Source organism: Faecalibacterium sp. AF27-11BH, assembly GCF_003603005.1.
In the GTDB taxonomy this organism is placed as follows: Bacteria; Bacillota; Clostridia; order Oscillospirales; family Ruminococcaceae; genus Faecalibacterium; species Faecalibacterium taiwanense.
In genome coordinates, this window is the sequence record NZ_QVGS01000005.1 from 44,109 (window position 1) to 55,497 (window position 11,389).

Annotated in this window: 11 protein-coding genes; 8 read left to right on the forward strand and 3 right to left on the reverse strand. The window is 58.2% G+C overall.

The window, feature by feature from the left end; translation table 11 throughout:
• Window positions 1-32: 32 nt before the first annotated feature.
• Window positions 33-1,148, reverse strand: coding sequence for an acyltransferase (locus tag DWY76_RS06710; protein ID WP_120080544.1), 1,116 nt, complete (start codon window positions 1,146-1,148; stop codon window positions 33-35).
• A 433-nt stretch (window positions 1,149-1,581) separates the two neighbouring features.
• Here DWY76_RS06710 and DWY76_RS06715 point away from each other — a divergent pair, with 433 nt between their 5' ends.
• From DWY76_RS06715 to DWY76_RS06730, 4 genes are all read left to right on the forward strand, one after another.
• Window positions 1,582-2,997, forward strand: a complete 1,416-nt coding sequence (locus DWY76_RS06715; RefSeq protein WP_120080641.1) for a class I adenylate-forming enzyme family protein — start codon at window positions 1,582-1,584, stop codon at window positions 2,995-2,997.
• Between the two features lie 20 nt (window positions 2,998-3,017).
• Entirely contained in the window at window positions 3,018-4,490 is a 1,473-nt protein-coding gene (locus DWY76_RS06720) for a class I adenylate-forming enzyme family protein (RefSeq protein WP_120080546.1), read from the forward strand.
• A 187-nt stretch (window positions 4,491-4,677) separates the two neighbouring features.
• Complete coding sequence (locus DWY76_RS06725; RefSeq protein ID WP_044953961.1) at window positions 4,678-4,920, forward strand: acyl carrier protein; 243 nt, start codon at window positions 4,678-4,680, stop codon at window positions 4,918-4,920.
• A gap of 6 nt (window positions 4,921-4,926) precedes the next feature.
• The gene (locus DWY76_RS06730) at window positions 4,927-6,138 is read left to right on the forward strand and encodes a hypothetical protein (RefSeq protein WP_120080548.1); all 1,212 of its coding nucleotides are present in this window, start codon (window positions 4,927-4,929) and stop codon (window positions 6,136-6,138) included.
• 54 nt (window positions 6,139-6,192) lie between these two features.
• Here the strand turns inward: DWY76_RS06730 and DWY76_RS06735 are convergent, their stop codons facing one another.
• Window positions 6,193-7,155 carry a biotin--[acetyl-CoA-carboxylase] ligase gene (locus DWY76_RS06735; RefSeq protein WP_120080550.1) on the reverse strand — a complete coding sequence of 321 codons (963 nt, stop codon included), beginning with the start codon at window positions 7,153-7,155 and terminating at the stop codon, window positions 6,193-6,195.
• A 161-nt stretch (window positions 7,156-7,316) separates the two neighbouring features.
• On the opposite strand from DWY76_RS06735, the gene DWY76_RS06740 reads away from it, so the two are divergent.
• Genes DWY76_RS06740 through DWY76_RS06755 form a run of 4 tightly spaced genes read left to right on the forward strand, consistent with a single transcriptional unit; the run spans window position 7,317 to window position 9,939 of the window.
• Window positions 7,317-7,856 carry an RNA polymerase sigma factor gene (locus tag DWY76_RS06740; RefSeq protein ID WP_223388239.1) on the forward strand — a complete coding sequence of 180 codons (540 nt, stop codon included), beginning with the start codon at window positions 7,317-7,319 and terminating at the stop codon, window positions 7,854-7,856.
• A complete protein-coding gene (locus DWY76_RS06745) occupies window positions 7,843-8,409 on the forward strand; it encodes a hypothetical protein (RefSeq protein ID WP_120080552.1) in 567 nt (188 codons plus the stop codon). The genes DWY76_RS06740 and DWY76_RS06745 overlap by 14 nt, the downstream gene beginning before the upstream one ends.
• 11 nt (window positions 8,410-8,420) lie before the next feature.
• The gene (locus DWY76_RS06750) at window positions 8,421-9,110 is read left to right on the forward strand and encodes a hypothetical protein (protein ID WP_120080554.1); all 690 of its coding nucleotides are present in this window, start codon (window positions 8,421-8,423) and stop codon (window positions 9,108-9,110) included.
• Window positions 9,091-9,939, forward strand: a complete 849-nt coding sequence (locus DWY76_RS06755) for a hypothetical protein (RefSeq protein ID WP_120080556.1) — start codon at window positions 9,091-9,093, stop codon at window positions 9,937-9,939. The genes DWY76_RS06750 and DWY76_RS06755 overlap by 20 nt, the downstream gene beginning before the upstream one ends.
• Before the next feature lie 358 nt (window positions 9,940-10,297).
• Here DWY76_RS06755 and DWY76_RS06760 read toward each other — a convergent pair whose 3' ends face one another.
• Entirely contained in the window at window positions 10,298-11,167 is an 870-nt protein-coding gene (locus DWY76_RS06760; protein WP_044953963.1) for a phosphoribosylaminoimidazolesuccinocarboxamide synthase, read from the reverse strand.
• Between the last annotated feature and the right edge of the window lie 222 nt (window positions 11,168-11,389).

The following is an 11,389-nucleotide window of genomic DNA, read 5'->3' on the forward strand; positions in this document are numbered from 1 at the left end:
GATGGCTGCACCGCAGCAGCCGGAAAAACATGTCAGTGCCGGGAGGTATAGTGCACGGCGGGCGTTCTGCGCTGTGCAGGGAAAAATCGGATGATGAGTGCGCGGCGTACACGCAGCAGCTCACACACCAGCCAGATAGAGCCCAGAGAGATGGCATATTGCAGCCACATGCCCAGCACCGGCTGCGCAGAGAACTTTGCTACCATCAGATACCACGGAATAGCGATGATCTCCACGGTATGTACGCAGAAAATGTTCAGCGAACGGCGGCCCACCGCTTCCAGAAAGTGCACGATGGGGCCATGGCCGCGGCTGAGCCGCATGAACAGCCGGATGAAAAGCAGGCCTGCAGCACCGTCCAGAAAGATGCTCAGCGGCCCCAGCGACCACTTGGCCAGCGAGATGCAGTCGGTGGTGCGGGTAGCAAGAGCGCCTACGGCAATGAGTGCTGTGGCGGCCAGCAGCCCGGCAAAGACTTTGGGCGGCAGGGGCTCGTCCAGCAGATGCTTCTTTTTGGCAAGGAAGCCGATATAGAGGTAGGGCACTACCACGGCACCCTGGATCAGGCAGAAGGGCAGTTCCCACACAAGGCTCGCGCCCCAGCCCAGCAGGACGCAGCCTGCCACAGCCCATGGAACATAGCGCTCCGGGAAGATGTTCAGGATCACATCCAGCAGCACCCAGCCTACCATCAGCGCCAGCAGATACCACATCGGCCCGCAGGAGAAGAACTCCTGCCCGAAATACTTGGCCGTGTGGGGCAGGCCCAGCAGAAAGCCGCCGGTGACCTTGATAGACTCGCCGATGGTGCCGGGCAGGTACTGGAACGTCTTATAATGAATGATAAAGTGCAGCACGCAGGTGAACAGCGCCGTGTAAGCATAGGGTTTGAGCAGGCTTTTGAGCTGCTGGTGGATGCACTTGTGGATAGAGCGCTTGCGGAAGCCGTAGCCGCTGGCAATAAAAAAGGCGGCCATCAGCGCTTCGCGGTAGATGAACGGGAAAAACGCGGTCAGGGACAGGCCGCTGACCGCCTGCATGGGATAAAGCTCGGCGGTATGCGCAAAAACGATGGTCAGCATACCGGCACCCTTGAGCATGTCGAACATGCCGATGGAGCTGGCGGTGCGGGGCTTGGTTCCTTCCATGGAGGTTCCTTCCTTGCGCGGGACATTCCATCAGAGCCGGACGCCGCACAATGCGTAGATTTTGAATGAAAAAGATAAAATTTTGTATGGATATGAACCCAGTATAATGCTTTTTGCACAGACTGTCAATTTTGAATTGCGGTCCGGCGGGCGGGGACACATTGAAGCCTGTAATAAAAGCATAGCACAGGCAGGGCGGCTTCGCAACGAAAGGCAGAATTTACATCTGGAAACAGCATGATATGCAAGATTTTATTGTCAATGTTTGGAATTAAATGTTGCAAAACTCTTGCATTGACACAGGCCTTATTGTATACTGGGCACAGTTGGAAATGACTGGAAGGATCTGTGTTGGCCTACACAGGAGCGCCGGATCGGATGGTAAAAATGGAGGAAGAAAATGATTACATCGCTGTATCAGTCACTTTGCAATATGGAAACCAACATTGCAGACCGTGTGGCTCTGCGCTGGTATGATGAAGAAAAGCAGGGCGTGGCCGAGGTGCACTACGCACAGTATGCCCAGGATCTGCGCCGGTTCGTGGCGTTCCTGCGTGCAGAGTATGGCGACGTGCGCGGCAAGCGTGTGGCGATCCTGGCCCGCAACAGCTACCAGTATGTCATCTGCATGTACGGCACGGTCATTGCCGGAGCCGTGGCTGTGCCGCTGAACCTTGGCAAGGACTGGGATGCCATCTCCTACGAGCTGGGCCTCACCGAGCCGGTGTGCATCCTGCAGGATGGCGAGTTCGCGGAGCGGGAGCCTGCCCTCGCTGAGACCTACGGCAGCATCCTGAAGCCCATGGATGTCTTTGCGGCCTATGAGCCTGCCGAGGACGTGACCGAGGTGGAGGACCTCTCTGCTCTGGCCTTTATCATGTTCACCTCCGGCACCACCGGCCGCAGCAAGGGCGTTATGCTGAGCCAGAAGAACCTGTTCAGCGCCATGCCGGCCTTTCTGGATCCTTTTGACGATGTGAAGAAGTACACGGGCTGGAACACCGACGAGTTCTCGTCTCTGTCCGCCCTGCCCATGTTCCACATCTCCGCCATGACCAGCCTTGTTTCGTGGAGCATCACCGGCCACTCCATCAACCTGTGCAACAACCTGAAGTATTTCTACCGTGATCTGGGCGCCATGCACAGCGAGGTGATGGCGGTGGTGCCGGTGCTGCTGAAGAGCATCTACAGCGATGTGATGAAGGGCCGCCGCGACCGCCTGAACGGCCTGTGCGTGCTGACCTGCGGCGCTGCCATGTTCGACCCCAAGATTCTGAGTGATATGATGGAGAAGGGCTTCTTTGTGGCCCAGATGTACGGCCTGACCGAGACCTGCGGCGACGGTGCATGGAACTCCTCGCAGGAGGCAAAGTACCTGACCAGCGTGGGCCATGTGGACCTCAGCTGTGAATACAAGCTGGACGACGGCGAGCTGTGCATGCGGGGCGACCCCATCATGCTGGGCTACTACAAGGACCCGGAAGGCACTGCAGAAGTCATCGATGCAGACGGCTGGTTTCATACCGGCGACATTGCCCGGGTGGAAGAGGACGGCTACATGTACCTGACCGGCCGCAAGAAGAACGTGATCATTCTGGACAGCGGCGAGAACGTGAACCCTGAGGAGCTGGAAAAGCTGCTGGTGCCCTGTGCGGACATTCAGGAGTGCATCGTGAAGGAAAAGGACAAAAAGATCTGTGCCCTCATCTACTGTGACCCTGCAAAGCAGGAAACTGTGAAGGAGTTCGTCACTGGGGTCAACCGCGGCCTGCCGCTGTACAAGCGCATGGTGACGGAGTTCAGCGCACAGCCGCTGCCCCGCAACGCCATGGGAAAACTGCTGCGCTGAACACGGGAGGAAACAGAACAATGCGTAAGATCAGAGTGCTGGATAATGTCTACGACCTTATCACCATCAACATGGAAGACCGCTTCAAGGATAATGTGGCCTTCCGCTTCTACGACACTGCAAACGATGCCGTGACCACCATCCTCTATAAGGATTATGTGCAGGATATCCGCAAGGCGGTGAATTACTTCCAGTCCACCATCCCGGAGATCAAGGGCAAAAAGATCTGCCTGCTCACCAAGAACAGCTACGAGTATGCCGTGAACACCTTTGGCGTGGTGGCGGCCGGTGCGGTGCTGGTGCTGCTGAACCAGCGCAAGAGCTGGGATGAGCTGAGCTATGAGCTGGGCCTTGTGGAGCCGGACGCCATCCTGACCGACGGCGATGACTACGGCTTCAACGACCAGCTCAAGGCGGCCTACGGCGATATCCTCCGCCCCATGGACGGCTTCCGCAGCTATGAGCCTGCGCGGCTGACCCGCTGCATCGACCACGAAGCCCTGATGGTTCTGATGTTCACCTCCGGTACCACGGGCCGCAGCAAGGGCGTCATGCTGAGCGAGAAGAATTTCTTCTCGGTGATGCGTGCCCACACCCAGATCGGTGAGCACATGATGGCGTATAAGCACGAACCGGACCTCGTCATGAGCCAGTACACCGTGCTGCCCATGTTCCATCTGGGCGCGTTCATCTGCCTGTTCTCCTGGGCCCATGCAGGCTGGGCGCTGAACGTCAGCAGCGACATCCGCAACTTCTACAAAGAGGTAAAGCGGATGCCCAGTCAGGCCATGGCGGTGGTGCCGGTCATCATGAACTCACTCCACCATGATGTGATGCGCGGCCGCAAGAATCGTCTGGGGGAGCTGTGGGTGCCCATCTGCTCCTCTGCCATGTTCGACCCGCAGGTGATGCTGGATATGGCGGAGCACGGCATGTTCGTGGTGCAGACCTACGGCAGCACCGAGACCTGCGGCGACGGCATCATCAATTACGCACAGGACGCAAAGCACATCGGCGCTGTGGGTCAGGGCAATGATTATCTGGACTACAAGATCGCCGAGGACGGCGAGCTGTGCATGCGCGGCGACAGCATCATGCTGGGCTACTACAAGGACCCGGAGGCCACCGCCGAGGTCATTGACGCGGACGGCTGGTTCCACACTGGCGATCTGGCCCGCAAGGACGAGGACGGCTACTATTTCCTGATCGGCCGCAAGAAGAACCTCATCATTCTGGACAGCGGCGAGAACATCAACCCCGAAGAGCTGGAAGGCATCGTGGGCAAGTGCGAAGTCGTGAAGGAATGTGTTGTAAAAGAAATGGGCAAGAAGATCGGCGTGGTGGTCTATTGCGACGAGGACAAACAGCAGCAGGTGCGGGACTTTATCACCGAGGCAAACCGCACCCTGCCGCTGTACAAGCGCATGAGCGCAGTGGAGTTCAGCACCGAGCCGCTGCCGCGCAACGGTGCAGGCAAGCTGCTGCGCCAGTGATACAGATGCGATCGAATGCCCGGATGCATAAATGGGCCGGCAGACCGGCAGACTGAAAACAGGAGTTCCGACAAAAAACAAAGCTTTGTTGCCGGAACCCTTGCGCACAGGAGAGAATCAGGGTATTATTATGGAAAGGCATAGGAGATTGTGCCTATTATCCGTCACGGAAAGGAAGAAAATTTCTATGGAACGAGCAGAGATCATTTCCCAGATCCTGGCCATCCTGGAGGATGTTGCCGAGGTCTCTCCCGAAGATGTGAATGAGAACAGCGTCCTGATGGACGATCTGGATCTGTCCTCAATGGAGATCCTGACCATTGTGGCAGACCTCGAGGAGACCTTCGGCCTGCGCATCCCTGAAAAGGAGCTGCGCAACTTTGTGACCATAGGGGATCTGGTGGATTATCTGGCGGCAAACGCGGGGTAACAGTTCATGAATGAGTCGCAGCGCTCGACGGAGTACATCTTTCAGGGAACGATGTACTTCTTCCGTCGGGAGAAGATCCTGTGTCGGTACCAGTTTGCGCTGCAGGATACGGTGGAACCCGCTCTTTTGCAGCGCGCACTGGAGGCGGCGCTTTCGGCCGCACCGTACTATCGGGTACAGCTGGTGCAGGAAAAGCGGAGCTTTTTTCTGGAGCCGAACCCGAACCCCTGCCTTGTGTATCAGGGCAGTGCACAGCGCGATATCCCGGAGGAAACGAACGGCTATCTTTTCAGCGTGAGCTGTGAGGGGGACACCATCTATTTTGACTGGTATCATTTCCTCATGGACGGCCACGGGGTGTCGCCCTTCCTCACCCGCATTCTGGAACAGTACTGCAACCTGCGCTATGGCACGGCGTTTGCAAACACGCCCATCGTGTGCAGCCCGGCCTATGACATCGAGGCCATGATGGAAAAATATCCACCCCTCACAGCCACCGAGAGCACGATGCAGAGGGATGTGGTGCAGACATGGGAGGGCAGGATGCGCCGCACCCGGGTGCGGCTGACCAAGCAGAGCCTTGTGGACCGGGCAGTGGAGAACGGCGTCAAGCCCTTTACAGCGCTGGCCGGTCTGCTGAGCCTTGCGCTGCGCAATTATTTGGGCAAAGACGAGATCCAGTATTCCTACTCGGCAGATACCCGCAGGGAAGCGGGCGTGCCGGATGCCCTTTACAACTGCGTGTGCTCCTTCCAGAGCGGCGTGAAGCTGAACGATGACACCCGCCTTGCGGACATCGTGCCGGAAATGGATGCCGAGGTGCTCCGCACCCTGCAGCCGGAGGCAAAGCTGCGCCAGATGACCCAGCAGATGAGCTGGGTATACAAGGTAGACCAGCAGAAAGCGCCCCTGCGCATCAAGCAGAGGGTGTTCCAGATGGGCGAGTACATCAGCGGTGTCCCGGCGGATTTCTGGCTCAGCTATCTGGGCAATCCGCTGCTGCCGGCTACGCCGGAGCTTGAGCAGTACACCAAAGACTTCAACGTCTGGGTCCCGCCGGATGGCGGCTCCATGGGTGTGGAAGCCTCCAGCCTGAATGGCATCATCACCCTGTGCATCGAGAACAAGGCCGAAATGCCCGGCCTTGCCAGGATGATCCGCACCGCCTTTGAAAAAGAGGACATCACGGTGCTGGAAGCCGTGGATCTGGATACATAAGTGCAGAACATAAAAAGCACTCTTTCCGGGCAGGAAAGGGTGCTTTTTTGCGTCTTATTCGGTCCGTGCAGGCCGGGTGGTCACCTCGCCGCAGCGCAGAGCCTCCTGTCGGCCGTTCTCCCGCTGAATGACCAGCCGCCCTTCCTCGTCGATGGCAAGGGCCTTTGCGGCGTAGGTCTCGGTCTCGGCACACACCGTCACCCAGTGGCCGGGCACAAAGCACCGGGCGCGGTACTCATCCAGACAGTCAAACGCCGGGCAGAGGGCCAGCAGCTCCCGGGCAATGGCCCCGGCCAGTGCGGCCCGGCTCACCGGGGCAGGCCCGCCGGGGTACAGGCTCCCGGCCTTGCGGGCCAGCTCCTCCGGCCAGTCGGCAGTGGTGGAGGTAAGGTTCAGCCCGATGCCGACCACCAGCCATTCCAGCTGTCCGCTCTCGAGGTCGGTCCCCGCTTCGGTCAGGATGCCGCAGACCTTTCTGCCCTGATAGTACAGGTCGTTGACCCACTTGACGGCAAGCTCCAGCCCGCAGAGCTTTTTCACGGCACGGCAGACCGCCACCGCTGCGCTGATGGTAGCGGTCTGGGCATTGGCGGCGGGCATTTCCGGGCGCAGCAGCACCGAGCAGTAAACGCCCTTGCCTGCCGGGCTTTCAAATCTCCGGCCCAGCCTGCCGCGTCCGGCGCTCTGGTGGGCGGTGAGCACCAGCGTGCCATGGGGTGCACCATCCAGCGCCAGCAGCTTTGCCGTGCGGTTGGAGCTTTCCAGCGTGTCATATAAATAGATGGGTGCAGGGTAGTCCCCGATGGCTTCGGCGCAGAACGGGTCGCCGCCTGCCAGCCGGTAGCCCCGGCGGGGCGCAGCTTCCAGCGCGTACCCTTGGGCCGTGAGGGCCGCAGCGGCCTTGTGCACGGCAGCGCGGCTCACGCCGAGGGTCTCGGCCAGCTGCTGGCCGGAAACGTAGCTGCCCCCGGCAGCGGAAAGTGCCTGCAAAAGTGCCTGACGGGTACTGACAGCCATGGCCGAATGCCTCCTTTTGTGCTATACTACTTCTATTGTATCATAAAAATAAAAGTTTTTGCAGGATTTTGAACGGCTGTTTCGTATGAATGTGCAGAAGGGCAGCGCAGAGGCTGCACTTCGTCGGACCGGGACGAAACTGAAAGGAGGTGGGCAGGCCGTTGACGACCTTGGAATTCAGCGCGATGGTGCAGAAATACCAGTCGCTCGTGTATACGGTCTGCCACCAGCTGGTGCCGGATGCCGGCGATGCGCAGGACCTGACGCAGGAGACCTTTCTGGCGGCATGGCGGGCCATTGACCGCTGCCCGTCCGGGTTTGAAAAACAGTGGCTGGCACGCATCGCTGCCAACAAGGCAAAGGACTATCTGCGCAGCGCATGGGTGCGCAGGGTGAACATTCCCGGCGACGATGTGCTGGCGCTGGAAGGCGCGCCGCCCGGCACCCAGCCGGAACAGCAGGTGCTGGATGCTCTGGGCGAGGAAGAGCTCACCGCCATGATCCTGGATCTGCGGGAGCCCTACAGAACGCCTTGCCGTCTGGTGCTGCTGGAACAGCACACCATGGCCGAGGCGGCACAGCTGTGCGGCCGCCCGCCCAAGACGGTGGAAGCACAGATCTACCGGGCAAAAAAGATGCTGGCACAGCAGATACTACAGCGTGAAAACGATGGAAAGGAGTGCGTACATGGAACTGTTTGACAAAAACGGCTGCCTGACCGACGAAGGCCTACAGGCCCTGCAGGCAGGCGGGCTGGATGAGCTGGGCCGGCTGGAGACCGCCGAGCATTTATCCTACTGCGATAAATGCATGGACCGCTACACCGCTCTGCTGACGGCAGATGCGCTGGAAACGCCGCCGCACTCCGCGCACAAGGCGGTGATGGCCGCTATCTGGGTGCGGCTGATGCAGAACACATGGGGCCGTGCCGCAGTGGCCGGTGTGGCGGCGGTGCTGGCCTTTACCATGTGGCGCTCCGGCACTATAGACCAGCTGCTGAATTTCCGGCAGGAGCTGCACACATGGACACCGGAGACCAGCCAGAGCCAGACCGAAGAAGCCTTGCAGCTGGGCAAGCCGGTGGAAAATGACCGACCGTCCGCCCAGCCGGAAATACTGGGAAAGCCAATGGACGACGACAAGCCGAAGCAGCAGGCTTCGCTGGCAAAAGCACTCAATGACCTGCTGTTCGGAGCCGGCGGCCCTGCAGCAGAAAAATACAAAAATTCGCCACTTGCAGATCAAACGAAATAAGGAGATCGATTATGATGAAAAACGGAATCCTGACCTTCCTCTTCGCCTTTTGCCCGGGCGCAGGCCAGATGTATCAGGGCTACATGAAGCGCGGCCTTTCGCTCATTACGATGTTCTGCGTGGCCTTTGGTGCGGGCACTCTGCTGGAAGTTTTGTATGTAGCCATGCCCATTGTGTGGATGTACAGCTTCTTTGACACCTTCAATCTCCGGGCGCAGATCGGCGCAGGCACCGCCCCGCAGGACGATTATCTGGTGCACATCAACTGGCACGACCAGCGCATGGAACAGTTCATGCTGGACAGCCACAAGCTGCTAGGCTGGGGCCTGATCGCGCTGGGCGCGCTGGTGGCCTACCAGAACATCCTTATGAACACGCTGGGGGATATCGTGTGGCGCTGGGGCCAGAGCAGCCCTTTCTTCCGTGCACTTTACCTGATGATGGATCAGCTGCCAGAGGTGGTGGTGTGCGTGGCCCTGATCATCTGCGGTGCGTGGCTGGTGCGCGGCCCCAAGGGCAGAAAACAGAAGCCGCAGAACGATGCCGAAGATGCAGATTTTACCGAGTATACTGCACAGGATGCGCAGGCAGAGCCGGAAGCAAAGGGCTTTGCCATGCCCAAGCTCTCGGCTCTGCTGGGCAAGTCCGTGACCCCGGACGATGAGACGGAGGATGCCGACGATGGACGAGATGAGAAATGATGCGCCGCTGACCGGTGAAGCACCGCAGACTGCAAAACCGCAGCCGCTGCGCCGGGTGGGCAGCTTTACGCTGGGCGTATGCCTGATCGCAGCGGGCATCTTCTTTCTGCTTGCCTATTTTGTGCCGGGCGTTGACTGGAAGCTGATGCTCAAGATCGCCCCGGCGGCAGGGCTGATCCTGCTGGGCGGCGAGGTGCTCTTTTTTGCCGCCCGCCCGGGGCGCTGGAAGTACGATTTCTGGTCGGTGCTGATCTGCCTTGTGCTCATGGCCGGGTGCTTTGGCCTTTCGCTGCTGCCGGTGGTGTGGGATGAACTCGGCCCGGAGCGGAATCAGGCAAGCATGAAGCTGGGGCAGGAATATACGACAGAAGCCTATGACAAGATCAAACAAACAGCCCCGGATATCCGTGTGAAGAATATCAGCGGAAACGCCTACCTGTACAGCAGTGAGGCGAAAACGCTGCGGGATGTGAATGCCGGAAACGGCTATCTGAGCCTGACTGTGGAGCTGTTTGGCGGCTATGACAGCGTACAGGCCTTTGCGCAGGACTGCCGCAGCGTGACCGATGCCGTGCAGCAGTGCAGCGCACAGCCGGATGAGCTGCGCATTACATGGTCGCCGGAGAACGACCCGGGCCAGAGTCTTGCCTCCGGCAGCCTGCAGAATGTGGAGCAGTACACGCTGGAACTGGAAGGCATCGCACAGCTGGACTGGACGGCTGACCAGATGGCAAAGCAGACCGAGGTGCAGTATCTGCTGGACGAAGAAAACGAAGAAACGGCAGAGTCCGAAGCTTTTTCCGAGGAAAGCGCGGAGCTGAGTAAGTGAAAAAATGCTTCCGTGCGGCGCACGGAAGCATTTTTTTGTTGAAATCAGCCGAAAACTATGTTATGCTATCTCTGCTGCTGAAAGGCGGCGGGGCACTGCAAACAACGGCAGGCGGTTCGGCCCTCACTTCCGAAAGGAGGTGAGTACATGCCAATTACTTTGACATTCCACTTGTTTGGATTGACATTCACCATTCGCGTGAAAAAGTAAGAACCGCCACCCGGCACGGTGACGGTTCTCAAAAACTGTAAACCTTGAACTGGGGCCAACCGCTTGTCGCAGTGCCCTTTCTATAGACATTATAGCGAATCCCGGCAGAGCTGTCAAGCATCTGCCGGGATTCGTTTTATCGTAAAATTTACAGTTTTTTGCCGGTGAGCAGCTCGTAGGCCTCCAGATACTTGGCAATGGTCTTGTCAATCACGTCCTGCGGCAGGTCGTAGTTGCTGTCGGGGTTGGCCTTGAGCCAGTCGCGCACGAACTGCTTATCGAAGGAAGGCTGGCTGTGGCCCGGCTCGTAGCCTTCCAGCGGCCAGAAGCGGGAGGAATCCGGGGTGAGCATCTCGTCGCCCAGCACCACGTTGCCGTTCTCATCCAGACCAAACTCAAACTTGGTGTCGGCAATGATGATGCCGCGGGAGAGCGCATACTCAGCACACTTCTTGTACAGGGCAATGGTGTAGTCGCGCAGCTTGGTGGCATACTCCTCGCCGTGGCCGGGGAACTGCTTTTCCAGCACCTCGATGCTCTTTTCGTAGGAGATGTTCTCGTCGTGGTCGCCGATCTCGGCCTTGGTGGAGGGAGTGTAGATAGGCTCGGGCAGCTTGTCGGACTCCTTCAGGCCTTCCGGCAGCTGGATGCCGCACACCTTGCCGGTCTTCTGGTAGCTGGCCCAGCCGCTGCCGGTGATGTAGCCGCGCACGATGCACTCAATGGGCAGCATGGTCAGCTTACGGCACATCATGCTGTTGCCGTCGAACTGGGGCTGCTGGAAGAACTCCGGCATATCCTTCACGTCCACGCTCAGCATATGGTTGGGCAGCAGATCGCGGGTGTAATCGAACCAGAACTTGCTCATCTGGGTCAGAACGGTGCCCTTTTTGGTGACCTTGTTTTTCAGGATGACATCAAACGCGGAAATGCGGTCGGTAGCAACCATGATGAGGCTGTCACCGTTATCATAGATCTCACGAACCTTGCCTTCTTTAATGGGCTTGAACTCAGTCATAATCAAACACTCCATTTTCCAATGCCGAAAAAGCGGCGGTGTATCTTACCTGATTATTGTACCATGTCTGCGGACAGTTTGAAAGAAACAGAATGAAAGGAAAATCAGGCCGTTTTTGCATTTTTCTCGTGAAAAATGTACGAAAAATAGAATCAAAATTCGGCGATTTGACGATAAAAGTCGTACTTTCACAACAATGAAGCACCTTTTTGTAAAATGTAG